The following is a 25,773-nucleotide window of genomic DNA, read 5'->3' as shown; positions in this document are numbered from 1 at the left end:
AAGATGGCGCATCTGTGGCAGGGAATAATCAACGAATATCGCGATTGGCTCCCCATTAGCGAGGACGAAGCAATCGTCACCTTGCAAGAGGGCGGCACTCCGCTGGTTCATTCCGATGATTTGTCTAACGAGGTGGGGGCGCGGGTCTATATCAAGGTCGAGGGAATGAACCCTACCGGCTCTTTTAAAGATCGCGGTATGACCATGGCCATTACCAAGGTGCTCTCTAGTGGGCAAAAAATGGTGGCTTGTGCCTCTACCGGCAATACTTCGGCTTCGGCCGCTGCCTATTCGGCAAAGGCTGGTCTGGAATGCGCGGTAATCCTGCCTGCGGGGAAGATTGCTGCCGGAAAACTTGCGCAAGCAATTGTGCATGGGGCGCGACTGGTGGCAGTGGATGGAAACTTTGACCAGTGCCTGACCATCACCCGCCAGCTCACCGAATCCTATCCGGTGGCTTTAGTGAACTCGATTAACCCCTACCGTCTGCAGGGACAAAAAACTGCGGCTTTTGAAATTGTTGATTTCTTGGGGGATGCTCCCGATATTCATGTTCTCCCGGTTGGAAATGCCGGAAATATTTCCGCCTACTGGATGGGATATAACGAATACGCTGGTCGGCGCACCGACGCCTCCTTGGAAAAAGAAACTAAACTAGGGCAGGCGCGCGCCAGTAAAGTTCCGCAAATGTGGGGTATCCAGGCTAAAGGGGCTGCGCCTTTCGTGGCTGGACACCCGATTGACAACCCGGAAACCGTGGCGACCGCCATCCGAATCGGCAACCCGGCTTCCTGGGATTATGCATCGGCAGCGCGGGACGATTCCCACGGTTTTATTACTGCGGTCAGTGATGAAGATATTTTAGCTGCCCAGGCACGGTTAGCAGCCGATACCGGCATTTTTGTGGAACCAGCTTCCGCGGCCTCGGTTGCGGGACTGCTGTGGGCTGCTGGCGCAGGTAAAGTACCCGAGGATGCGACAATTGTATGTACGGTTACCGGTAACGGTTTGAAAGATACCGCGACTGCTCTGGGCGATCGCGATATTAACCCGCAGGTAATCGCGCCCACCCTGGAGGCCGCCCTCACCGCCCTCGACTTGAAGTAACCGGAAGCAAACAAGATGCGGATTGTTAAGGACGAAGCGGAAGTAAAAGTTCCTGCTACCTCGGCTAATCTGGGGCCGGGATATGACTGTATGGGACTAGCGCTTTCCCTGCACGATCGAGTACGTTTTCGCGCTACTGCCGGAGCCACCCAGGTGCACGTGCGGGGTCAAGGCAAAGACAAACTGCCGGAGGACGAAAATCACCTGGTAGTGCGGGCTATCCGCTTGGGGCTAGATGCGGTAGGGGCATCCCAAGTGGGGGTGTCCCTGTGGCAAGAAAATCAGATTCCCCAATCGCGCGGTCTTGGTTCATCAGCGTCTGCAATCGTTAGTGGTCTCGCCCTGGTGCGGGCAATTATTGCCGAACCGGAAGCGCTTGATAACGATACTATGTTGCGAATTGCGACCTATCTAGAGGGGCATCCCGATAACTTGGCGCCGGCGATTTATGGGGGGATTACCGTATCCGGAATCGAGGGTACTTCTAGCGAGGAAACTGCCACTACCCGGCAACTTAGCTCCCCATTTTTAGAAATGGGGGCAGGTGAACAGGAAGAAATTACAGGGGAATCTGAGGGGAGTAAACCGGTTTTGGCAAGTGAGTTTCCAAAAACCTGGGCACTGAAAATCAAGAATCAATACGATTTGCGACCTACCGTGTTTATCCCGGATTTCGAGTTGGATACTTCCCAGGCGCGCTCTTTGCTTCCGGAACAAGTTCCTCATGTGGATGCCGCCAAAAATGTGGCTAACGCGGCGCTGCTGGTGTGCGCCCTGGAAAATCATCCTGAGCTGTTAATGGCTGCCACCACGGACTATTTACATCAAAACTATCGCCGTGCCGCTATGCCCGCTTCGGTTGATTTAATGTATTGGTTGCGTGCTCAGCAGTTACCGGCGGTTATTTCTGGGGCAGGCCCTTGCGTGCTGGTGCTAGCGAATGTAAGTGATCAGGTGAAATCGCAAGCTGAGAAAGCGGGTTGGAGAGTGCGCACCCTAGAGTTAGATACGCGCGGGGTGCGGGAACTATAACTAAAATCCCTGTAAATAGGGGAATGGTCAGGCTCACTGTGTCGCAGTTACCTACTGCTGCAAAATCCTGGTAGGCTAAATGCACGAAGGCGAAAGCAATCAGCGGAATACCGATTGAAAAGCTTAGTTCTAGTCTTCAAAACTCACGCCGATTTTTCTCGGTAAAAATTATCCAGACGCGTTTGCGTCATACCTACATTCAAAAGGAAAGTTTGTGAGCACAAACGAGAATGCTAATGAGCTTGGTGCTATGAAACTAGATCAGCTAAAAGCATTAGCAACAAAACTGCAGATTCGTGGGACTTCTAGGCTGCGTAAAAATGAGCTAATCGAAAAAATTACCGCGGCTCAATCCGCTCAGTCTGCAAATGCTGGAGCTACCCAATCAGGGGAATCGGCATCTGATAATAAAGAGACACTGTCCGGTCAGCCAAGACAGATGCGAGGGCGTAAACCGCGCCGTCACGGTGCTGTGCGTCAAGATTTAGACGCAAAAGAAGACGCGAAAGAACAGTTAAAACAGGATTTGGCACAGCAAGCCAACCGCAAGTCTCGTAATCAAGACAAGTCTGCCCAATCTGGCGAGGACGCACCGCGTTCAGTAGACGAAATTGCTTTACCTAATGCTGATGATGAAGACCGTGGTGACGGTCGGGGGCGCGGACGACGGAACCGGCGCCGTGACCGCAACCGGCATCGTGACGATAATTGGAATGAAAATAATCGTACCGAGCGTGCTGGTCGCGTTAAAATTGATAACCGCGAAGAGGACAGCGAAGAAAATGATGAAGAATTGCTGCCAATCGCGGGGGTTCTGGATGTGCAAAGTAACCATGCCTTTGTACGTACTTCCGGCTATGTAGCCGGTCCTAACGATGTTTATGTCACCTTGGGGCAGGTACGCCGTTGGGGATTGCGTTCCGGCGATGCGGTACAGGGCGCGGTTCGTCCTCCGAAAGAGGGCGATAATAATCGGCGACAAAAATACAATGCCCTGGTACGTTTGGATGCCGTTAATGGAATGAGTGTCGAGGACGCCAGGGCGCGTACTCAGTTCAAAGATTTGGTGCCGCTGTACCCGAATGAGCAGCTGCGTCTAGAGAACAATCCTAAGAATCCCACCCAGCGGATTATTGACCTGATTGCCCCGATTGGTAAGGGGCAGCGCGGGTTGATTGTTTCTCCTCCTAAAGCCGGTAAAACTATTATTTTGCAGCAGATTGCCAACGCGATTACCACTAATAATCCGGAATGTCACCTGATGGTGGTGCTGGTTGATGAGCGACCCGAAGAGGTCACCGATATGCAGCGTACGGTAAAGGGTGAGGTTATTGCTTCAACCTTTGACCGTCCTGCCTCTGATCATGCTTCGGTAGCCGAACTGGCAATTGAACGGGCAAAACGCCTGGTGGAGCTGGGTCAAGATGTGGTGGTACTGCTGGATTCGATTACTCGCTTGGGGCGTGCCTATAACTTGGCGGCTCCGCCCTCGGGACGAATCCTGTCCGGTGGTGTGGACGCTTCTGCGCTTTACCCACCCAAGAAATTCTTTGGGGCAGCGCGTAATGTCGAAAACGGTGGTTCGCTAACCATTCTGGCTACCGCCTTGGTGGAAACTAACTCCAAGATGGACGAAGTTATTTTCGAAGAGTTTAAAGGCACCGGCAATATGGAGCTGCGCCTGTCGCGCCAGCTGGCTGATAAACGCCTATTCCCCGCGGTCGATGTGAACGCCTCGGGTACTCGCCGCGAAGAACTGCTGCTTAATAAGGAAGAACTGCAAGTTACCTGGAAGCTGCGGAGAATGCTCAGCGCCTTAGAGCCGCAGCAAGCCAGCGAATTTGTGCTTTCTAAACTCAAGAGCACCAATTCTAATGCGGAGTTCTTGATGATGATTGCCAAGATGAGCACCCAAGTTTAACTGACAGTTTCAAGCGAATTCTTTTCTGGGAATTCGTTTACTAGCTTACCTTTGTGCCCCGCCGGAATCCCGGCGGGGCACAAAGTTTAGGTAGGGGTTTATAGCTTAAAACTGTGGCAGTCGCTACGAATATAACGATTTGGTAGCGAAATGGTTGCATATTGGTTTAGACTGATTTTCGCCTGGTCGAACCGGTCAGGTGATTTGTCTACTGAATGGGAAAATCGTGGGACGTCACAGCCAAAAGGAAAAACCATTCCGACATCTACTCTGGCAAGTGGGACTGGCTACCGCTGTTATTGCGGGAGCACTCGGCACCTCCGGTGCAGTTGCTATTCACGCCTCCTCGCTACCGGCCGGACAGCCAGTACCGGAAACAACAGCGCAAACCATCACCGATACCAACCCGGTAGCCCAGGCAAGCGGAGAATACGGTTTTGAAAAAGTTAGCGCTAAAGTCTTAGACGAATCCCCTAAAACCGAAAAAACCGATAATAACAGCACGGTAAGCAGCGAAACTCCCCAAACTGCTACCCGGGCAAACACCGGCGGAGCCAGTGCTTCCAGCGCGCAATACTCACTGGCAGCCTTACGTAGAGCCGGTGTAGTTCACTGGGGTGGATACAAATTCACCTATTATTCCCAAAAAGTCCTCCCCGGTGGGGGGCTGCGGATTCCCGGTCGCCACGTTAATGCTAACGGCTATGTAGCTGACGCGGACGGCTATATCGTGCTCGCCAATGATGCCCCGAAAGGCACGGTTATAAACACTCCCTTTGGAGGACCTGGGAAGGTCTATGACCGCGGTACCCGGGGCAACCACTTCGACGTTTACACTTCCTAAACACGTCCTATCCCATTTGTGAAGGTGCGGTCGTAAACAGTTTCAACTGTACGTATTAGAGGCGATAGGGAACTCGGCAGCGCTCTCATCTAGGATAGGAACGATGAGTCTGCAAGCCATTGTCGAAAAAATAGCTAACGAACCGGTAGCTAAAGAGTTCTTTTCCCACCCCACTAGCGCTAAATCTCTATACTGTCCCCCCGGACTCAGACCGGCTCTAGCCGCGGCCGCAGCGCAAACCAAAACGCCAAACTCGCGGGGACTAATCTTGTACGTAACCGCATCGGGGAGAGCAGCCGAACAAGCAGAAGCAGAAATATCAGGATATATGCCGCAAGTGGCCCGTTTTCCTTCCTGGGAAACTCTGCCCCACGAACGCCTGTCTCCCCGCGCCGACACTATGGCGCAGCGAATCGCCGTGTTACGCCGTCTCGTTCACCCCGAAAAACCGGGAGAACGCGCAGAAGCAATTCGCGTCCTCACCGCCCCCATTCGTGCATTACTACAACCGGTAATAGCCGGGTTATCCGAAATTGAACCCCTAAAAATATCCGAGGGCGAAGACTATCCTCTAGAAGAGCTGGCAACTAGGCTACTGGAACTGGGATATGAAAAAACCGATTTAGTTGCTTCCCGTGGACAATTCGCGCTGCGAGGAGGAATCCTCGACGTGTTTGTCCCCGGTGAGCCCCACCCGCAACGTCTAGATTTCTTCGGAGACACCCTAGAGGAAGTAAACTATTTTTCCCTCTCTGACCAGCGAACTATCGAAGAAAGCACCAGTGGAGTGTGGGCTCCCGCTTGCCGGGAACTGCTATTAACCGACCAGGTAAAGCAGCGCGCTAGCGAGCTGCAATCCTCCCTGCCGGGCGTAGCCGATATGTTAGAGCTAATCAGTCAGGGAATCCCGGTACAAGGCATGGAATCCTTAGCTCCGGTACTGGTCGGCGGGTTAAAGACTGTGACCTCACTGCTCCCGAAGGACACCACCATCGTGATTGACGAACCGGGCAAAGTAGCTCGCAGAGCCGCCGATCTTTTGGCAACCTCCCAAGAATTCGAGCAAGCAGCTTGGCAAGCCGCCGCTGGCGGAGGAAAAATCCCTATCCACGCTTCCCGGGCGCTGCAAAGCCTCAACGATTTCAACCAAGAGGCACGTGAGAAAGGTTTAGGCTGGTGGGAGCTAACCGGACTGCCCAGTGCTGAAATAATAGCCAGCGAATCCGGGGAGGAAAACAGTGCTAACCCTACAGATGAAGAAGCAATAGAGCTAACCGGCAAGACAGAAATCGACACCGCTGCGCAAACAGATGGTTTGAGCGAAACTACCCGTCCTACCTATGTCTATAGTGGACAAAGCGATCTGGGGGCACGAGCCTCGAAAGGCTATCGCGGACATATTGACCAGGCAGTAAAAGACCTAAATCAATATCTAAACGCCGGTTGGCAGGTGGTTTTGTCTTGTTCAGGACGCGGCTTGGCTAGCCGATTCGCCGCTAACCTAACCGAGGCGGGGCTAAGGGCTAAAACAGTAGAAACCCTAGATACGTCCTTAGAAACCGAAAAAGGCAGTGTCAAAGTTACTACCGGCAGAATCGCCAGTGGATTTACCTTAAAATCTTCGCGACTGCTGTTACTGACCGAAGCTGACCTGACCGGACGCGCCCCGCGCTCGGCGCAAGCTCCCCGCAAACTTGCCAGTCGCACCAGGCGCACCATAGTCGATCCTTTATCCCTAAAACCAGGAGACTATGTGGTGCACACCCAACACGGGGTGGGACGGTTCGTGCAAATGATTAAACGAACTATCGGTAAAGGTCAAGATGCGGTCACTCGTGAATATCTGGTTCTCGAATATGCTCCCTCTCGGCGCGGACAAGCCGCAGATAGGCTCTATGTCCCCACCGACTCACTGGATTTGGTTTCCCGCTATGCCGACTCGGATACCCCGCAGCTTAACAAAATGGGGGGAGCGGATTGGGCGAAAACCAAGAATCGCGCCCGCAAAGCCACCCGGGAAATCGCGGCGGAACTTGTTAGGCTCTACGCTGCCCGTCAGGCCACCAAAGGACACGCTTTCGGTCCCGATACTCCCTGGCAAAAGGAACTCGAGGACGCATTTGAATATAACGAAACTCCTGATCAGCTGGCCACCATCGATGAAGTTAAAGCAGATATGGAAAAACCGATTCCCATGGATAGGCTGCTCAGCGGGGATGTAGGGTTCGGGAAAACCGAGGTGGCGGTACGCGCGGCCTTCAAAGCTATCCAAGAAGGATTTCAGGTTGCCTTGCTAGTGCCGACCACGCTGCTAGTAAAACAACATTTCGAGACTTTTAGTGACCGTTTCGCCCCCTTTCCTATCCGACTGGGGCAGCTGTCGCGTTTTTCTACCCCCAAAGAATCCCGGGAGGTTAAAGCCGCGCTGCGCAATGGCGAAATTGAGATGGTAATCGGCACGCATTCCCTGATAACTGGGGAAGTAGCGTTCAAGAACCTGGGGTTAGTGATTATTGACGAGGAGCAGCGTTTCGGGGTCGAACATAAAGAAACTTTGAAAGCCCTGCGCACTAATGTGGATGTGCTCTCTATGTCGGCCACCCCGATTCCGCGTACCTTAGAAATGGCGGTGACTGGGATTCGCGAACTTTCGACCCTTTCAACCCCGCCTGAAGAACGCCATCCGGTATTAACTTTTGTTGGTATCCACCATGATAAACAGGTGAAAGCAGCGATTCGGCGGGAACTTTTGCGAGATGGGCAAGTGTTTTATGTCCACAATCGAGTCGAATCCATCGACCGCGTAGCTGCCCACATCAGTGAGCTTGTTCCGGAGGCGCGAGTGGTGGTGGCGCACGGCAAAATGCATGAAAAGCAACTGGAACAAGTAATGGTTGATTTCTGGAACCACCAGGCTGATGTGCTAGTTTGCACCACGATTGTGGAAACTGGGCTAGATATTTCCAACGCTAATACCTTGATTGTTTCCGGGGCACATCGGATGGGGCTTTCCCAACTACACCAGTTACGAGGACGAGTAGGGCGCGGGCGGGAACGCGCTTATGCCTATTTCTTCTATCCGGGCGATAAACCGCTAACTGAAACCGCACAAGAACGTCTGCAAACCATAGCCGCTAATACTGATTTAGGGGCGGGGACAGCGGTTGCCCAAAAGGATTTGGAGATTCGCGGAGCCGGAAACCTGCTCGGTGGACAACAGTCCGGACATATCGCCGGGGTTGGTTTTGACCTGTATATCCGGATGGTTTCCGAGGCGGTGCAAGGGTTTAAAGATGAACCTAACGATAATGAGGACGAATCTGAGGTACGGATTGAACTGCCAATTGATGCCCATATTCCCCCCGAATATGTGGAGTCAGAACGTTTGCGCCTAGAGATGTATCAAAAACTCTCTAATGTGCGCCAGCCAAGTGAGTTAAAGGCGGTTAAAGAAGAAATGACTGACCGCTACGGAGCGCCGCCCGCAAATGTTCAGCTACTGTTTAGGGTGGCTAGGCTGCGGATGGCTGCGCGCGCCCTAGGGATTAAAGAAATTGTGGCACAGGGACGTTTTGTGCGTTTGGCTCCCGTGCAGCTAGCAGATTCACAAATGCTGCGGATAAAGCGGCTGCATCCGGGAACGGTGATTAAACCGGCAGTTAGACAGATTTTGGTGCCAGCTCCTAAGGGAGAAAAAATGGGACAGGGGGCGCTGCATGATGAACCTTTAGCGCAGTGGGTAGAGAAACTATTAGACAATGTGATTACTCCTTTTGGGAAAGCTTCAGGTAACAGTGCTGAAATTGGGTAAAGCTTTTCGGATAGGCGCTAGGACACCGAAAATGCCGGTACGTCCTCGCTATTGGTAAGCTAAAAGTAGGAATCTGCTGAAGAAGGATAGATTTATGTACAACAAGTTGATTCGAGCTGTCGGCATAGGCGCTGGCGTTGCTTTACTGGGAATGGGGCTTAGTGCTTGTGGAGCTAGCTCTGGGAAAGCTGGTGATGATTTTTCGGCAGATAAGGTCGCTGCGGAACTGAACGCGGCGCGCCCGACAGCTGCGCAACAATCTGGGCAGGTCAGCCAGGTGAGTCAGCTACGTTCACAGGTTAATAATGCCCTTGGAACTGACGTTTATCCGCAAGCGGTTTGGACGGCTTTAGAGGGCGGAAAAGTGTTACCGGTTAATCTTGCGTCCTCGGCGCCGGTAGTTAAAGTTGCCAAGCAGGAACTTAGTAACCAGGCTGGTTATACCGAGAGCGATATTCGCAAATGGGTAGAGGGACAGGTAAAACAAGGCGCTTTACTAGATGGGGATTTTTCTGCCTCTACGATTGATTTTTTGCGCTTGCAAAAGTTTTCGGTTGATGCCCAGCAGGGCGCTGTTTCTCCCGAACTACTTAAGCGGCTGGAATCAAAGTTCTCGGCTGCCTATGAACAGGCTGGTAAACAGACACAGGGCATGAAAACCAGCAAAGTGCTAACCCAGGTTTTAGCGGGGCAAACCGGGATACCGGTGGTGGAGCCAGATGTAACAGCGGGAGTTAATCTGCAAGGAATTGCTAACGCCGAACAGACTTTGCGTAACCAGGTTCCTCAGGCGAATCAAGGTGGAAACTAAGTTTTCTGTCAGCACCTAAAAAAGGGACTTTTGCAACCTGCTGACGTCCTTTACTTCCAGTAGACTGTAGTTAAGTGATCAACAAAATCTATAAGGAGCGTGACCGTGTCACTAATCGTTGCTATTAATGCCCGTGAAATTCTTGATTCTCGGGGAAATCCCACCGTTGAGGTGGAAGTACTGTTGGATTCGGGGGCTTCTGCCCGCGCTTCCGTTCCTTCCGGGGCTTCTACCGGCGCTTTTGAAGCCGTAGAACGTCGGGATGGCGATAAAGGTCGTTACCTGGGTAAAGGTGTCCAGGATGCAGTTAATGCGGTAATGGATGATATTGCCCCAGAGCTAATCGGTGAAGATGCTTTTGATCAGCGCGCTATCGACCAGATGATGATGGATCTGGATGGCACTGCTAACAAAGGCAAATTGGGTGCTAACGCTATTTTGGGTGTTTCTTTGGCTGTTGCTCATGCCGCCGCGGAGGAAGCAGGGGTGTCCCTCTTCAAGTACCTGGGTGGCCCTAATGCCCACGTGCTGCCGGTTCCGATGATGAACATTTTGAACGGTGGTTCTCACGCTGACTCCAATGTGGATATTCAAGAGTTCATGATTGCCCCTATTGGTGCTGACTCTTTCGCGGAAGCTCTCCGTATGGGCGCCGAGGTCTACCACACTTTGAAGGGCGTTATTAAAGATCGCGGTCTATCGACTGGTTTGGGTGACGAGGGCGGTTTCGCCCCCAACCTGGACTCCAATGCGGAAGCTCTCGACCTGATTTGTGAGGCGATTAAGAAAGCCGGATACGAGCCGGGTAAAGATGTGGCTTTGGCTCTGGACGTGGCTTCTTCCGAGTTCTTCAAAGATGGCAAGTACCTGTTCGAGGGCGAGCCTCGCGACACTGATTACATGGTGAAGTACTACGACGAATTAGTCGCCAAGTACCCGATTGTTTCTATCGAGGATCCGCTATCGGAGGACGAATGGGATGCTTGGAAAGCTTTGACCGAGCATATCGGTGACAAGGTTCAGCTGGTCGGCGATGACCTGTTCGTAACCAACCCGGAGCGTCTGGCTCGTGGCATTAAAGAGGGCGTAGCTAATGCTCTGCTGGTTAAGGTAAACCAGATCGGCAGCTTGACTGAAACCCTACAGGCGGTTGAGGATGCTCACCGTGCCGGTTATAAGTCCATGACTTCTCACCGCAGTGGCGAGACCGAAGATGTAACTATCGCTGACCTGGCGGTAGCCACTAACTCTGGTCAGATTAAGACCGGTGCTCCGGCACGCAGCGAGCGGGTAGCGAAGTACAATCAGCTACTCCGTATCGAGGACGAGCTGGGCGAGGCTGCTGTATATGCTGGGCGGAACGCATTCCCGCGTTTTAAAGCCTAGTTTGCAATGCCTATACAACCGATAGGCGATTAGCTTAAAACATCCGGGGTGGGTCGAAAGATATTTCTTTCGACCCACCCCTTTTTTTCATGTTTTGGTTTAGCCCAGATTTACATCAGCATCTTCATAGTCGGGAAAGTCCTCGTGGAAGCGGTGAAACAAATCCATACGAGATGTTGCGGCACGTCCTTGGGCGGCGTAGGCGCGGCGAATCCGTTGGACGTAAGTATTTACGGTATTCCTGGTTAGACCCAGTTGGCGGGCAACTATTTTAGCGGGGAGTCCCTTGGCTCCATATAGTTCTAAAACTCGTCGCTCATTGGGGCTGAGGATTAGGTGGTTAGAGTGCGGGTGGCGCGCAGAATCGGAAAACTTGTTTTCCGAGGAGTTAAGAGGAGACTGTCTATCATGGGGTAAAACGCTAACTAAACTGGTTAGCGGCTCGGTTTTATATATTGCCTGGTTGCAGCACTGGCGCTTCCCAATCTGAGAGGCTAAAGAGCTCTCTGCGGGTTGCAGATAAGATATAACCCGAAATCCCAGGGTACAAAGGCTATCTAGATTATCTAGGGGATTAGAGTTGTCCGATAAGTGAGTAGCTAAAACTACCGTGATTTGCTGATTCTGTTTGTTGGTGGGCTCGGGATACTTAGCTAAGAAGTCGCTTACGGTGCTAAAACCTCCCAGAAAGTGCAAGTCGTTTCGGGAAGAAACCACCTCACTTATCCCCAAGGCAATCGCGGGTTGTTCATCCAATACCGCTATGTCGAAAACCATTTTCCTCTCCAGTCTTAGAAATTAGACACCCTCTGTCGGGGGGGGGGATATTTGCTAGAATAAACAACTTTTTGCGCTTAGTGTCCTTTGGTTCAGACTGATAAGTGAGATGATGTACGGGCAGGTAGAAGCGTTGTGCGTCCTATTTTTATCTCCAGGTTCGTACATGACCGAACCTGATTGAACTTTGCGCTCCGCAAAAATATCTAGGACTAAAACCCTAGAAAAATACGGCTGTTTATTAATCAGAATCAACTAGAATCAATAGACGCCGTAGGAAACTAGTAACAAGTGTAGTGATGCTCGAAATATATTCTTCCCAGGAATTAGCAACCATTTTGAATCAAGCCCGGCAGGCAAAGTCGGCAGCGGGTGAAAAAGGATATTCCATTCGCGACCTTGCGAAACGACTAGACCTAGCACCCAGCACTTTGCAGGGCTGGCTCCAGGGAGCACATCTTCCCACTCCCGCTTTGCGTAGCAGCTTCATGCGACTGGTACAAGACCTTGATTTGCTAACCCCGAGTGAAGACACCGAGTTTTGGCAGCGTACCCTAGAAACCCTCTCCCACTCGAAACAGGGATGGATTGGCTGCCCCTACCAGGGACTATCACCTTACAATGCCCTTACCGAAAGCGTGTTTTATGGTCGCGATAAACTTCTGACAGATTTAGAAAATGCGATTATTTCGGTACAAAGCAAGCGAAACAAACTGGTGGTGGTATTAGGAGCCTCTGGGTCTGGGAAAACCTCGCTCCTCTCAGCTGGTCTAGTAGGTAAATCGTGCGAATCCTCAGGGCGCTTAGCAAAGTATTACCCCTGTCTACTGTCAATGGGGGAAGTTATTGAAAAGCAACAAACACTGTTAGATTCCAAAGCCTCCAATCTACCTGCAAATTCGTTATTAATAGTAGACCAACTTGAGGACTTCACTAATGCTCACCCCGATCAAGTCAAAGTCGCATTAGACATCCTGAACGAAGTGGCAAAAACCCAAATCCTGGTACTGGGAGTGCGTTCAGATGCCTTAGAAGTACTTTTACAAGATGCCCGCTTTGCCCCCGCCCTCTCCAATCCGCTGATAGTTACCCCACCCAGCGTCCTCGAATATGGAGAAATAATCTCTAGACCCGCCCTCGATGCGGGACGAAAAATTGCCCCCGAGCTAAAAGAGCTGTTACTGCGGCAAATTCAAGAATCTACCTCCGAGGAAGCAAGCGTGCTTCCCCAGCTATCAAACCTGCTACTAATGATTTGGAAATCCACTAACAACTCGGTGCTAACCGTTAGTGATTACCTATTAGTAGGAGGATTAGCAGGGAGCTTAGAAAAACTCGCCGATGAGTTTTACGAAAAACTATCTACCCAGGAACGCCGACAGCTCCGTTCCTTGCTGCTATCAATGGTCGCTGTTGGGCAGCGACAGGTTACCCGGCGGGTAATCGCGCTCAAAGATATACCGCAAGATTATCTTGACCTCCTGGAACGCTTAAGTCGTGAACGTTTAGTAGTAATTGATGCTGCCACAACCCAAATAAGCCACGACACCCTGCTGTCGAACTGGGGAAAACTAAAAGGGTGGATTGAAGAGTCGCGGATTAATCTAGGTTTAGTTCGCCAAATTCAGATTGCCTCCCAGCTGTGGGTAGAATCCGACAACTCGCCCGAGGCGTTACGCCCCTCCCTATATTATGCTTGGGAAAACCGAGAAATCCCTGATGAGGTTGCGTTCACTAATCAGGAAGAACAATTCCTGGCTGCCTGCAGCCATGAAGCCAACCGCCAAAAAGAAGAACAGAAAAAACGAATCAAAACCCTGCGACACCGCAATCAAGTGGTTACCATTATTGCCGCAGTTGCCGGGGTGCTATTAGTAGCCACCATAGCTGGATTTTTCCAAGCATCCCACTATCAAAAACAAGCAATCGCCTCCAAAAAAGACGCAGAATCTCGGCAAATGGCGCTAATATCGCGGGAATTAGGAGCCTCTGACACCAATCTAGCGGCACAATTCGCCCTCTCAGGTCTAAATATCGCCAACACTAGAGAAGCCCGATCCGCCCTCATAGAAACCACCGCCGTCCCCATCCCCGAACGCATCTTCGGCGAGGGCGGGACAGTGCGAGTTGCCGGTAGCGCGGACGGCGAAGTAATCGCGCGTGCCGATTCCAAAGGGATAGTTAGCCTCTGGCGCGGCGGAGACATAAAAACAAAACCCGAAACTTTCTCGGCAAGTAAAGGACAGCTTTTTACCCTAGCGCTAAAAGAAATAGCAGGTAGAAACCTACTGGCAGTCGGGGGGCAAAAAACCGCCTCCCTATGGGATATAACTGCCAAGCCCCGCCGAATCGCCGAATTTGGGGCAGAGGACGTAGCCTACTCGGTTGCTATAACCAATCGGTATTTAGGGTTTGGTTTTTTAAATGGAAAAGTAAATTTGTGGGAACTAGACCAGATTGATAAACCCAAACCCGCGTCCTCATTCCAATTGGATACCCCAACCTCCGTGACCGCTCTTGCGATTTCACCAGATCAGCAGCAAATCGCTTACGGCGGTCAAGCCGGGAAAATCTATCTGCGTGACCTGAATGGTCAAAACAGCAAACAGCTTGCTGTTGGCGAAGGCTCCGCCCTAGATATAAAGTTCTCTCCGGACGGAGAAGAACTCGGGGTGGCGCTCACCAGCCGTCAAGTTCGCCGTTGGCAAGCCAAAGGAAACAACGACAGCCTAGCCAGCCTGGACGGATTCTATTCTTTTGTGAACACCCTGGAATATGACGAAGATAAGATAATCGTCGGCTGCTCGGATACTACCACCACCATTTGGGATCGTTCCGGGCGTAAACTCACCTCCCTGCCAGGACGAGAAATAGTCACTGCTGCCACCAAAGTTGGAGGACGTATTATTACTGGCAGCGTAGACGGTCAGCTCCGGCATTGGCCCAAATCAGTGCTGCCACTTATTAATGAAGGCGGATATCTAATTGATTCTCACACTGACCGAAAAAACTGGGTATTTGTTTCTCGGCGTTTAAAAACTCCCGCCCTTTTCAAAACCGAAAAAGATGGGTTACGGCGCATGAAAGATCCGGTTATGCCCTCCGGATTAAAATCGGCTACTCGCACCGAGATAGCCGAGGACGGTCAGTTTCTAGTTACCGGTACCCAATCTGGGGAACTATTAACTTGGCCATTAGGTAAAGACGGTGCTGGAAGCCCTATTGTTTCCAAAATTGGTGATGAATTCTTGGGGGAAATCCGCCTGTCTAGCGACCATAAAACCGCAGCGGTCGCCAAAGCAGATGAGCTGGGTGTTTACCTGCTTAACTGGGAGGGTACCGGCTGGAAACAGTACGGAGAACTGCCAGGACAGCATTATTTAATGCGGATTTTAGGTAATACGGGACTGCTGGCTACCGCTGCCGAGGATGCTTCTGTAGCGATATTTACTATGGATGCCACCCCTAAAAGGGTAGGTACTATCAAGACCGAATCCTTGGCTTCTGCCTTCTATTACGACGCTAAACGCCAATATTTATATGTGGGTGAATCCGGAGGACGAATTACGATTAATGATGTAAAAGATCCGGGGAAACCGCGGCTGGTAGCGCAGATACGAGGTTTGCAGGCTTCCGTCAATGAACTGGATATTACCCTGGACGAAAAATATCTATTTGGTATTTCCTCGGATAAAAAGCTTTGGGTTTGGAGTATTGATTCTCCGGAAAAGAATCTTTATCTTTCAGTCCAGATAAACCAGATTCCCTACGCTATCGCGGATACCCCCGCTGGTTACCTGATTGGTGGGGATAAAGGGATGGCTAATTTGTACCCCCATTCCATTTCGGAGGCACGCAAACAGGTTTGCAAGACGGTGGGTAAGGAAATTACCAGGCAGGAATGGAATGCGGTCGCCCCCGGAGTGCAACCGGTCTCTCCCTGTGGGAAACAAGAATAATAGCCTGGTTTATCGTCTTTAGCGGGCGCGGTATGGGGGATTGTTTCCTGTTGGTCTACCCCGGGGTGCGTGCCGGTATCGGTCATTCCTTCGGGTAAAAAGTATTGATAGCATTGTGGGGTAATCATGCGCTTTTGGGGTTTGCACCCAAAGTGAGGTTACAGTTAGAAAAGTAATAAGCAAGGAAGCCTAAGACCGAATAACTCGTTACCGAATCTCGCAGGAAAGACGCTTTAGGGCATAAACATTTTGCGTGAATGAAGTACCCGAGTGCCAGATAGCGAAGAATACTGGGGATATATGAAGATGAAGAAGTCTTTAGCGGCAGCTAGCGTAACTTTAGCGATGCTTTTGTCTGGTATCGGGGTAGGGGTTGCTGCCCCAGCCTGGGCTGAAACAGTCCCATCAGCACTGTCCGTACCGGCGCAGGTTAAAGCCAATACTCCGGAAAATACCGCTTCCCCAGCTAACGAGTCCTTAGCTGATTGGGAAAAACTACAGGCCAAACTGGCGCAAGAAAACCCTATTTCCTGGCTATTTACTGGTGATTCCATAACTCATGGCGCTAATACCAGTGAAGGTTTGCGGCGCTTCAGCGAGTATTTCAACTCGTATCTACATTCGACCCCCATTAATGGCATAGGACGCACTAACGATTTAGTAATGAATACCGGGGTGGCTAACTCTACTACCCGGTATTTGCGTCAAGCTTTCCAACAATCTGTCCTTGATAAAGGCGCTGACGTAGTCTTTTTGGCTTTGGGGATGAACGATTCGGTAAATGCCCCTGCCAAGGAACGGGTTGAACAAAATACTTACCGACAAAATCTCGAATACTTTATCGATCAGATTCGCGCCTCCGGTGCAATTCCGGTGTTGCAAACCCAAAACTATCCCACTGACGGGCGACACGCCTCTTTCGATACGTGGATGCAGACTGTCCGGGAGGTGGCAGCAGAAAAGAAAGTGATTCTGCTGGATGTCCAAAAATTCTGGCAAGCTGAGCACACGCCAGATAACTCTGACGGCTGGATGCAAGCCGATGGAGTACACCCCAGTGCGCAAGGCTATCTCGAGTGGGCGAAATTCCTGGTAAAACAGTTGAATATCTGGAATGAAAATTCAACGCTAGCCAATACTTCCAAAGCATACGTAGAGCGTTATGGAAGTCCCCTAACCGAGGTGCCAGTGACGCAAAACGTACCCGAAGCGTTAAACAAACAACCTCCACACCAGGCAAACCTGGTGTTCAATCACGCTCAGACCACCAGTGAATCTTGCACCCCGCAGATAAAAGATGACGAAGCCGCTCAGGTAGCACTCTTTGACAAACAGAACTTTACGGTGCGTTTCAAAGCCACCTCCACCCAGACCGGAACCCTTATTTCCTTTGCTGATAAGGACTCTAATCTGCAGCTGCGCCTCGATATTGCGGAGGGTGGAAAGTTTAAAGTTCAGCGTCAATTCAAAACCGGTAATCTTGACGGTTTCACGTTACAAAAACCCATCGTCGCTGACGGAAAATTCCATACTGTCAGCGTAAACATTACTGACGGTACTGCCGACTACTATCTTGATGGAGTAAAAGTACTGCCGTTGAAAGGTACGGGAGTTGGCGGCGCTAACGCCCTCACCTTAAATAACTTCTCGGTAGATTATGTAACCTTGTGCGCGGCGCGGGTGGGGACAAATCCCACTCCCGAGAGCTCATTTTCCGGAGTATTAGATTACGCAGCGGTTTCGAATCAGGTATTGAGCGAACAGCAAATAGCTAAACAGGCCGGTGCCCCTACGGTTAATTCGGTGATTTCTCCCTTTATCCATAATGGTAAGGGCACCCCCAACACCTGGGTATTTTTAGGTTCGGATACTATCTATGGGGGCGAGGGCGATATTTCCGCTAAATCCGCCACCGAAGTTTTTGACGAAGTGGTGAGCTGGGAATGTAACGGTAAAAGTTGTGACGCTAACCCTAGCGGGCTGCAGCTTGCCGCTCGCTCGCGTTTCGTAGTGAATTCGTCCTATCCGGGGCAGACCACCGCCAAAATGCTAGCCGCATATGACAGCCAGGTAAAACGTCATAAGCCACAGGTGCTATACCTCGTACCCGATGCGCTAAATCCCGCCGGGCAGCCCTATGAAACGCTTGACAGTTTTAAGAGCAATATCAAACAGCTGGTTGCCCAGGCCAAGGCAGACGGAATCCGCGTAGTGCTAGTTACGCCTGCTGAAGCCAGCGCCGAGGCCGACCAATACGCCGCGGAGATGTTACAGATAGCTGCCGACGAGGAAGTACCGGCAATTGCCGCCCACCAATACTTCCAAAAGCTGCAAGCAAAGAACACTAACTATAGTGACATTGTCGATGGTCAGGGCAGCCTGAACCATAAAGGGCAATTGCTGCTAGGCAAGTTCTTGCTGAAAGAATCGGGAATTCCCGCTCCCAATGGGCGCAGAATCGCCGCTTTGAACTACTATGACCCCGCAGCCAAACTGGTAACCCCTGCGGCTTCCTCAAATGTTGATGGCGCAGCTCAAGACCCGGTTAGCTGCAGCGTAAAGCCCTCTGGAATGGTAAAACTACAAGAGGGCGTGCGCTATACAGTGACTGTAAATGGTAAAGAAATATCCCCCCAAGCCAATGGGGCGTTCACCTATGATTACGGACAAACTCTGCGGATCAAAGCCGAAGCGGAAGCGGGATATGTCATTCCTGCTGGAGCGCAAACAATCTGGAGCTGGACTGCGCCGACTCGGGAAAAGTTGGATTGCGATAAACCTAAACCTCCGGTAGTAGATCCCAGCCAGCCCGGCAAACCCGGTGAGGGCGAGACTCCAGACCCCGGTGGCAACACTCCGAAACCAGGTACTGAGACTCCAAAACCGGAAGCTAGTGATAAACCAGCGGATAACCCTACCGGTAACCCCGGAAAGGCTCACCCGACTACGCCGGGTACGCCAGGTTCTATGGATAAGTCGAAGAATCGCCCTCAGCCCCAATCCTCCGCTAGCGACGTTACCGCAGGCAATCTTGCCCGCACCGGTGCTTCCCCCTGGGGGTATCTGTTTGCGGCCGCGTTATTTGCGGGTGCGGGGGTAGCGTTACGCTTTAAGCGCCTATGAAATCGCGCGCCGGCAAAACCGCTTTAGCCAAAAATCAATTAAAGAATCAGCGCCAACGCCTGTCTAGGTTTCCTAGAGGGAGGGCGGTTTATGTCGCTTTACTTATCGGGGTAGCGGTTTGCGCTCTGGTGGGGACTGTTATCTGGGCTGTGTGGATATCTCGCTCAGATACCGAAGCGAGAAATGAAAAACCCCAACTGCCAGGGGTGAGTATCGCCGGGCAAAAGGTGAGCGCTGCCGAGTTTAAATACGCCCTCTCAGAGGTTAAATCCCAGGTAATAGCTGATTGCGCCAGCGGAGAAAACTCTATTGGCGCTGACTTTTGGCAAAAAAATCAAGCTAAATGTACTCGCCTAAACGCTGCCCCCAGCGCTAACTCCGAGAACGAACGTAAACAGCTGGTACTGCAAAAAGCGTATTCGCGTGCCAGTAAAAAGTTTTGCGCGAGCGCCAGCAAACCGGCTGAATATGCTGCTTGCCTGGCTGTACATTTATTAGAAGGGCAGCACGCTGCCTATAGACAGGCGGTGCTAGGGGGACAAATGAACACCCCCACCTGGGAAGAGGTGCTGCAGTCTTGGCGAGAAGGGAGCACCCCTAGCGAGGCCGCAACCGCCGCGAGGAATCCGGCTTTCGAGGGCGAGCAACCAGAGTTATCGGTTTATCTTTCGAAATACGTCAGCGGTCTGCGCGACCAATATATTAATGCTGAACAAGCCCCCGGGATGGGGGTTAGCGACCGGCAGGTTAAAGATCACTATTTGGCCAACGCCTGGGATTTTGGTGAAGAAATTGCTAAGCTTTCCTCGGAAGAAGAAAAGTGGAAGATTATCTCACCCAGCGTCAAAGTTGATCTTCGTACCCAGATTTATTACGACTTGTTAGCTCGACAGGTTCAGGGTATGGAAACGGTGATAAATCAAGAAAGCGTAGTTGCTTTCGTTAAAGACACTTTCAGTAAATAGAGCTGGTTACCCAGCAGGCGATAGGGGAAAGATGAACCTGAAGAAACTTGCTAAAGCTACCGGTATCACAGTGCTTGCCACCAGTTTGGTTGCCCTGTCTCAGTTGCCGGCAGTGGCTGCCCCGGTGAAGGCGGAAATTATTCCTGCCACTACCTATTACGTGAGCGCAGCAGGTAATGACGCTAATGATGGAAAATCTGAGGCTAAACCCCTTAAGACCTTGGCGGCTGTCAATAAACTGACGCTGCACGCCGGTGACAAGATTCTGTTAAAACGCGGGGATGTCTTTAACAACCAGCATCTGTGTATCAGTGGCGATAAAGCCTTCAAGTTTAATGACGGCACTACCTGTGCCTACCAGGCAGATAGTGATGGAGCGCCCCTGGTGATTTCGGCATATGGCGAGGGCGATAAACCGGTAATTGCCGCCAATGGTCAGGGACAGTGGAAACTTGACTATGGTTTGACCTTGGGACACAGTCAGCATTATCTGGCTAAGGATGCGGTTTCTTCTACCGTAATGCTAAAAGACGCCGAAAATATCGAGCTTAGCGACCTAGAAATCACCAATAAACGGCTCGAAGATGGCAGCGGAAAAGAAAACGGGTGCGCCTATAACGATAACTGCGCCCTTGACCGCACCGGGATTGCCGGGATTGCGCAAAACCAGGGAACCTTAGATCATGTGGTGCTAAAGAACCTTTACGTCCATGATGTGAAAGGTAATATCTACAATAAACACAGCGTTAATGGTGCGATTTATTTCAGTTCCCTAATCGCCAGCGACCAGATGAAACCAGCGGCTGAACGTAAGACTCCGGGATTTAAGCCTGCCTTGGACAAACCCGAAAAAGGATATCCCCGGTTTAATGATTTACAGATTATCAATAACCGGGTAGAAAACTCCGGACGCTGGGGGATAGCCGCTGTTTACAGTGCTTACGCCAGCGTTGCCGTTGATGGTCGTATACAGATTCCTGGTGAAGTCATCACCAAGTATGGTTCCACAAATGTGGTAATCAGCAATAACTATATTAAGAATATTGGTGGTGACGCGATTACCGCCATGTACGGGTATAAGCCAGTAGTTGAAAGCAATGTAGCCACCGAGATTGCTACCCAGATGAACACTACCGATTATCTTTTTGCGAAAGATACTCCCGGAAAATTTGCTAAGACGGGAGGGCGCGTAGCCGCCTCCATCTGGCCGTGGAAATCAAAAGATGCCGTATTCCGCTTCAACGAGGGTTTCAATACCCAAAATGCCGATAAAGGTAACGGTGACGGAATGCCCTGGGATGCGGACTCAGGTGACGGTACCGTCTACGAGTACAACTATTCCGCCAATAACTCTGGGGGAACGGTGATGTTCTGCGGAGATCAGGCAGCAAACTCCACCTTCCGTTTCAATATTGCGCAAAATGATTCCCTCGGGGCGCTTTCACCAACTTTTTGGGATGGAGGCTATAGCGGAAAGTATCCGAATGCGCATGTTTACAACAATACTTTCTATTTGAAAGCAGGATCCTCGATTTTGCACCCTGCGCAAGCTCAGCAAGGAACGATGAAAGTAGAAAATAATATTTTCTACAATATGAGTGCCCAACCCCGCACTGAATCTTGGAATCCCCTAGGACATATCACCTGGGATCCAAAAGATATTGATGGGAATGCCAAGGTAACTTACTCCCATAACCTTTACTACAACTACGCTAACTATCCCGCTAGCGACCGCAATCCCGTAAAAGTAAGTAAAGGCAGCGCGGTACTGGCAGATCCGGGGAAAGCTCCCAGTGATGCTGCCACTGATATGAAAGCACGCCCCCACTATTTCCCCGGGTTAAGTTATGCCGAAGCGGATGCCAAGACCACGGTATTTGATGGTTACAAACTAGCCGCTAACTCGCCAGCAATTGGGAAAGGTAAAGAAATAGTTGACGATAACGGCTTTGCTTTAGGTACTGATTTCTTTGGACGCACTGCCAACCCATTTGATATTGGGGCAGTCTCTACCGATCAAAAACCACTCCCGCCAGCAACCGTTACCGATATTGCAAAACTGGTTAGCACCACCTATCAGGTAACTGACGGAGAAACCGTACCCAGCAAGAATGGTGCGTATAAAGCTGGAAATACTATTCACGTTCCCTCAACGGAAAAGAGTCCCAGCACGATTGCGGAAGTGCTCTCTAACCTGACTGTTGAGGGTAAAGCGCAAATAGTTGATGCTGCCGGTAACGCTCAGGCAGAGGACGCCCTGGTGGCAGCGGGAATGAAACTAAAGATTACCTCTTTAGATGGCAAAGTTACCAGCGAGTTCCCGCTGTCGATAGATAACGTGTATAGCTGGCTGGATGACTACACCCATAACGTGCAGGGAAATGTCTGGTTTGGGCAAAAGCAGACAGGCGCTAATGGTAAATGGGTAAATATCGATAAAGCTGACCCTGCATGGCCGAACTGGCAGGTAGACCAGTATTACGGGCCAGGTATTAACGGCGCCCAACTAGCTCCCGCCGACCGGAGCACTCTCTACGGTTTGCTTTCTGATTCCCCGACGTCTGCGGGCGCAACCGCAATGGCGTGGCGGGCTCCCAAGACCGGTTATATTACTTTCAAAGTAAAGGATGCGGCGGCAGGTAAACCTGCGGAACCATTCTTGCGTCAAGGCGATGCTACCGGCGGAACAGTCACCGTGAAACTGCTGGTTAATGGAAGTGAAAAACGTTCTTTGACTTTAGAAAAGAAAGAGATTCGCCCGGATGGCGAATTTAATTTCACCGCCAATGATGCGAATGCTATACGGGTTTCTAAAGGGGACTATGTGCGGGTAGTTGCTGAATCTACCGGAACGCCCGCCCAACCATCGATGTTCGTTAGCCCCACTATCACCTATATTGATCGCACAGTAGATACGGAAGTTATCCCCGTGAAACCGGGAACTGCTACCGGTGACCCTGATACTCCAACTCCGGGTCAAGATCCGCAAACCGATAAAGGATATGTGGAAGGTAAAGTTCCAGGATTTGCCCTGAGCCTGGCAGGAGACAAAGTTACCGCTAAAGTTACTTTACCGCAGGTTGAAGGTATCGAATATCTGGTTAATGGAGCCCCGTTAGCTGATAGCTATCCGGCTGGCCCCGTGGTGGTGACCCTAAAAGCGAAAGCCGGTTACAAGCTGGGAGAAAGCGCCACCACCGAATGGAAATTCACGGTGCCCGCCACCCCTGAATTTGCCAGTGACACTGGAAATCTTCAGATTCCCACCACTGTCGGCGTGAGCTATGACGCGCAAAATCAGACGGTGGCTCCCGGTAAATCGGTGACAGTTGCCGCTACCGCTAGTGATGATTATTCATTTGCGGCTACCCGCGCTGTGAAGTGGACATTTACCGCTGATCAGAAGGATGATCCTAAGCCAGGCACTGACCCCGAGAAACCGGGAACAGTTCCCTCTGACAATCCGACTCAGCCGGACAGCGGAACAGTCGCTGATGGGAAGCAGAAGAACCCCAACAAACCGACTACAGCGGTCAGACAGAATCGGGGTTCACTGGTTACTACTGGTAGCCTGGCAGGTATTGCAGCTTTCGCAGCTTTAACGCTCGGGGCTGCGGGAATGGCGATTGTTCGGCGACGCACTAAGGAGCAATAGCAATCGCGCTGAATACTTGACCTCTCAGAACGCCGGAGCGCTATTTGTCAATAATGATGAAATAATGAAGGCGTGAAGTCTCCGCAACCGCCTAAAAGTGTACAAAGAGAGAATACCCGCAAGCAGGGCTCTGCCTTCCGGTCAGTTTCTCCTTTGGTGCGCACCGCTAAGCGCAATCGGGGACGTTCCCCGATGGTTAAAGCGGCAAACCGGCGGGTCAAAGTAGGTTCACGCTTTTCGGTAACCGTGGGTAGCATCCTGGTGGTAGCCTCCATATTTTTGCTACTGGTGGGGGCGCCCTTGTTTGACCTGGTAAGCCAGCTGGAACAACGTAACAAGGTACATGCACAACTGGTGGCGGCGAAACAAGAAAACCGAGAACTGCATAAAGAATTAGAGTTGTGGGATAACTCAGACTATCTAACCCAGCAGGCGCGCGAGCGCCTCGGTTACGTAAAACCGGGTGAAACCCGCTATGCGGTGGTGGATCCCGGCAAAGACTATCAGGCACGCCAGGAAGCAAAACTAGAGAAACTGCCGGCTCGCCCCTGGTACTTAGAAGTAACCCACTCGGTGAAAATGGCGGGGCAAAGCACAGCCTCTAAAGAATCCTCGACTCAAACTCGTCCGCAACCCGCCCCAGGAGCCACCCCTCAACAAGAAACGGCAAAAAAGAAATGAGTTTTGAACTTGACGAAGCCACCCCTGCCGACCTGGAAACCTTATCTTCCCAGTTAGGGAGGGTTCCTCGGGGGGTAGTGGGAGTCGCTGCGCGCTGCGTATGCGGCCGGCCCGCGGTAGTGGCAACCGCTCCGCGCCTAGAGGATGGTTCTCCGTTTCCTACGACCCTGTATTTGACCCTCCCCAGCTTGGTGCGCGCCCTATCCACCTTGGAAGCCTCCGGGAAAATGGCTGACTATCAGCAATTACTGTCCGAGGATGAAGATGTCGCTAAGGCGTATCGCCGCGCTCACGTCTCCTATATCGAAGCTAGAAACGCCCTAGGCGAAGAAACTGGAATTGGGCAAGTCTCAGAAATCGCAGGCATCAGCGCAGGCGGAATGCCCGAACGGGTCAAATGCCTCCACGCCCTCGCTGCCCAAACCCTCGCTTGCGGCAAAAAAGTAAACCCCATCGGTGACTTAGCGCTAGCTGACCTGAAAGCAGCCGCCCTGTGGGACAGCGACCACTGCTACTGTGAATAGTCGCAGGTTTTCCCATCGATAATCGGGCGCGTCTAGGCATCGCTATCTCGGCAAGAAATACTTTCGACCCATAGTTTTCGTTCAACTCTCCTGTTAGTCAGGAATCTGAATCCGTGAAAATATAGGGCTATGGCATTAGTTGCAGGTATTGATTGTGGCACCAACTCGATTCGTTTAATCATTGCTCGCCGGGAGAATCCCAGCGAGCCGCTGACCGTTTTATCTCGAGAAATGCGGATAGTGCGCCTGGGGGAGGGGATCGATAAAACCGGGCAGTTCGCACCGGCAGCCCTAGAACGCACCTTTACCGCCACAGAAGAATACGCACAGATTATCGCCAAATATGGGGTGGACAAGATTCGTTTCGTTGCCACCTCCGCCAGCCGGGACGCGAAAAATCGGGAGGAGTTTTTCACCGGGATTAAGGAACGCCTAGGGGTAATCCCCGAGGTGGTTTCCGGAGACGAAGAAGCAACCCTATCCTTTTCGGGTGCTACCTCCTCCTTTAAAGACGAGGACGAGCCGGTACTGTTGGTAGATATCGGGGGCGGGTCTACCGAGTTTGTTTTAGGTCAACGCGGGCAGGTAATAGACACCATTTCCACCAATATGGGTTCGGTGCGTATATTTGAACGCTACCTGGCGCCGGTGATTGCCGAGGCTAAACGCGGGGATGGCTCCCTAGATCCCCGCCAGACTCCCGGCATGGCGAAAGCCCTAATAAAAGCCACTTCCGCCATTGATGAGCTGATAGATGAAGCAGATAAAAAACTAGGGTTAGACCGCGCTCGCACCCTGATTGGGGTGGCCGGAACGGTCACTACCATTACCGCCCACGCCCTCGGCTTAGAAGAATACCAGCCCGAAAAAATCCATGGCTCGCGGATAACGCCCGCGCAAATGCTGAGTTCCTGTAACTGGATGATGAATCAGCCGGTTACCGTGCGCGCTGCCCTGGGGTATATGCCCACCGGACGCGCCGATGTTATCGGCGCAGGTGCGCTGGTGTGGGCACGAATTATCGAACGGGTAAACGGGGAAATCGAACCGGACGGAAGCGGTTTGCAAGAAATAATAACTTCAGAAACCGATATTTTAGACGGTATCGCCCTGTCAATCTTGCCCTAGGGTTTTAGCTGGCCTCCTCCTATTAAGCAGTCGAGATAAAGGCTTAACA

General features: G+C 51.4%; 15 protein-coding genes. 14 read left to right on the top strand and 1 reads right to left on the bottom strand.

The window, feature by feature from the left end:
- The first annotated feature begins 3 nt into the window (after nucleotides 1-3).
- The 7 genes from thrC to eno all read left to right on the top strand — a co-directional run bounded on the left by thrC (nucleotide 4) and on the right by eno (nucleotide 10,912).
- Nucleotides 4-1,107, top strand: coding sequence for a threonine synthase (gene thrC / locus QZT94_RS02500; RefSeq protein WP_296760671.1), 1,104 nt, complete (start codon nucleotides 4-6; stop codon nucleotides 1,105-1,107).
- A 15-nt stretch (nucleotides 1,108-1,122) separates the two neighbouring features.
- On the top strand, nucleotides 1,123-2,139 hold the full coding sequence (gene thrB / locus QZT94_RS02495; RefSeq protein ID WP_296760672.1) for a homoserine kinase: 1,017 nt from the start codon (nucleotides 1,123-1,125) through the stop codon (nucleotides 2,137-2,139).
- A gap of 214 nt (nucleotides 2,140-2,353) precedes the next feature.
- Nucleotides 2,354-4,060 (top strand): transcription termination factor Rho, encoded by a 1,707-nt coding sequence (rho, locus tag QZT94_RS02490; protein WP_296760674.1) that lies wholly within the window; start codon nucleotides 2,354-2,356, stop codon nucleotides 4,058-4,060.
- Nucleotides 4,061-4,286: 226 nt separating this feature from the next.
- Nucleotides 4,287-4,904, top strand: coding sequence for a hypothetical protein (locus tag QZT94_RS02485; protein ID WP_296760676.1), 618 nt, complete (start codon nucleotides 4,287-4,289; stop codon nucleotides 4,902-4,904).
- Between the two features lie 103 nt (nucleotides 4,905-5,007).
- The gene (gene mfd, locus QZT94_RS02480; protein WP_296760677.1) at nucleotides 5,008-8,715 is read left to right on the top strand and encodes a transcription-repair coupling factor; all 3,708 of its coding nucleotides are present in this window, start codon (nucleotides 5,008-5,010) and stop codon (nucleotides 8,713-8,715) included.
- Between the two features lie 94 nt (nucleotides 8,716-8,809).
- Nucleotides 8,810-9,526, top strand: a complete 717-nt coding sequence (locus QZT94_RS02475) for a hypothetical protein (protein WP_270626176.1) — start codon at nucleotides 8,810-8,812, stop codon at nucleotides 9,524-9,526.
- Nucleotides 9,527-9,631: 105 nt separating this feature from the next.
- Nucleotides 9,632-10,912, top strand: coding sequence for a phosphopyruvate hydratase (eno, locus tag QZT94_RS02470; protein ID WP_270626177.1), 1,281 nt, complete (start codon nucleotides 9,632-9,634; stop codon nucleotides 10,910-10,912).
- A gap of 99 nt (nucleotides 10,913-11,011) precedes the next feature.
- On the opposite strand, the gene QZT94_RS02465 is transcribed toward eno, so the two are convergent.
- Complete coding sequence (locus QZT94_RS02465; RefSeq protein ID WP_296760680.1) at nucleotides 11,012-11,689, bottom strand: sigma factor-like helix-turn-helix DNA-binding protein; 678 nt, start codon at nucleotides 11,687-11,689, stop codon at nucleotides 11,012-11,014.
- Between the two features lie 299 nt (nucleotides 11,690-11,988).
- On the opposite strand from QZT94_RS02465, the gene QZT94_RS02460 reads away from it, so the two are divergent.
- From QZT94_RS02460 to QZT94_RS02430, 7 genes are all read left to right on the top strand, one after another.
- The gene (locus QZT94_RS02460; protein ID WP_296760681.1) at nucleotides 11,989-15,648 is read left to right on the top strand and encodes a hypothetical protein; all 3,660 of its coding nucleotides are present in this window, start codon (nucleotides 11,989-11,991) and stop codon (nucleotides 15,646-15,648) included.
- A gap of 270 nt (nucleotides 15,649-15,918) precedes the next feature.
- Nucleotides 15,919-18,771 (top strand): GDSL-type esterase/lipase family protein, encoded by a 2,853-nt coding sequence (locus tag QZT94_RS02455; RefSeq protein WP_296760682.1) that lies wholly within the window; start codon nucleotides 15,919-15,921, stop codon nucleotides 18,769-18,771.
- Nucleotides 18,768-19,736, top strand: coding sequence for a hypothetical protein (locus QZT94_RS02450; protein ID WP_296760684.1), 969 nt, complete (start codon nucleotides 18,768-18,770; stop codon nucleotides 19,734-19,736). Before QZT94_RS02455 ends, QZT94_RS02450 begins: the two co-directional genes overlap by 4 nt.
- Nucleotides 19,737-19,767: 31 nt before the next feature.
- Complete coding sequence (locus QZT94_RS02445) at nucleotides 19,768-23,391, top strand: right-handed parallel beta-helix repeat-containing protein (protein ID WP_296760685.1); 3,624 nt, start codon at nucleotides 19,768-19,770, stop codon at nucleotides 23,389-23,391.
- A gap of 72 nt (nucleotides 23,392-23,463) precedes the next feature.
- A complete protein-coding gene (locus tag QZT94_RS02440) occupies nucleotides 23,464-24,072 on the top strand; it encodes a septum formation initiator family protein (RefSeq protein ID WP_238128424.1) in 609 nt (202 codons plus the stop codon).
- Entirely contained in the window at nucleotides 24,069-24,596 is a 528-nt protein-coding gene (locus QZT94_RS02435; RefSeq protein ID WP_024059538.1) for a DUF501 domain-containing protein, read from the top strand. Before QZT94_RS02440 ends, QZT94_RS02435 begins: the two co-directional genes overlap by 4 nt.
- 129 nt (nucleotides 24,597-24,725) lie before the next feature.
- Nucleotides 24,726-25,724: a Ppx/GppA phosphatase family protein gene (locus QZT94_RS02430; RefSeq protein WP_296760689.1), complete on the top strand. Its 999-nt coding sequence runs from the start codon at nucleotides 24,726-24,728 to the stop codon at nucleotides 25,722-25,724.
- The last annotated feature ends 49 nt before the right edge of the window (nucleotides 25,725-25,773 follow it).

This window comes from Varibaculum sp., assembly GCF_008661855.1.
In the GTDB taxonomy this organism is placed as follows: Bacteria; Actinomycetota; Actinomycetes; order Actinomycetales; family Actinomycetaceae; genus Varibaculum; species Varibaculum timonense_A.
This window is presented reverse-complemented; position numbering and strand designations above follow the sequence as displayed.

Excerpts from the sequence above, each read along its gene's own strand:
- QZT94_RS02460 (WP_296760681.1), top strand. The coding sequence starts at position 11,989 with ATGCTCGAAATATATTCTTCCCAGGAATTAGCAACCATTTTGAATCAA.
- QZT94_RS02435 (WP_024059538.1), top strand. The coding sequence starts at position 24,069 with ATGAGTTTTGAACTTGACGAAGCCACCCCTGCCGACCTGGAAACCTTA.
- QZT94_RS02450 (WP_296760684.1), top strand. The coding sequence starts at position 18,768 with ATGAAATCGCGCGCCGGCAAAACCGCTTTAGCCAAAAATCAATTAAAG.
- QZT94_RS02465 (WP_296760680.1), bottom strand. The coding sequence starts at position 11,689 with ATGGTTTTCGACATAGCGGTATTGGATGAACAACCCGCGATTGCCTTG.
- thrC (WP_296760671.1), top strand. The coding sequence starts at position 4 with ATGGCGCATCTGTGGCAGGGAATAATCAACGAATATCGCGATTGGCTC.
- QZT94_RS02475 (WP_270626176.1), top strand. The coding sequence starts at position 8,810 with ATGTACAACAAGTTGATTCGAGCTGTCGGCATAGGCGCTGGCGTTGCT.
- QZT94_RS02445 (WP_296760685.1), top strand. The coding sequence starts at position 19,768 with ATGAACCTGAAGAAACTTGCTAAAGCTACCGGTATCACAGTGCTTGCC.
- mfd (WP_296760677.1), top strand. The coding sequence starts at position 5,008 with ATGAGTCTGCAAGCCATTGTCGAAAAAATAGCTAACGAACCGGTAGCT.
- QZT94_RS02430 (WP_296760689.1), top strand. The coding sequence starts at position 24,726 with ATGGCATTAGTTGCAGGTATTGATTGTGGCACCAACTCGATTCGTTTA.
- thrB (WP_296760672.1), top strand. The coding sequence starts at position 1,123 with ATGCGGATTGTTAAGGACGAAGCGGAAGTAAAAGTTCCTGCTACCTCG.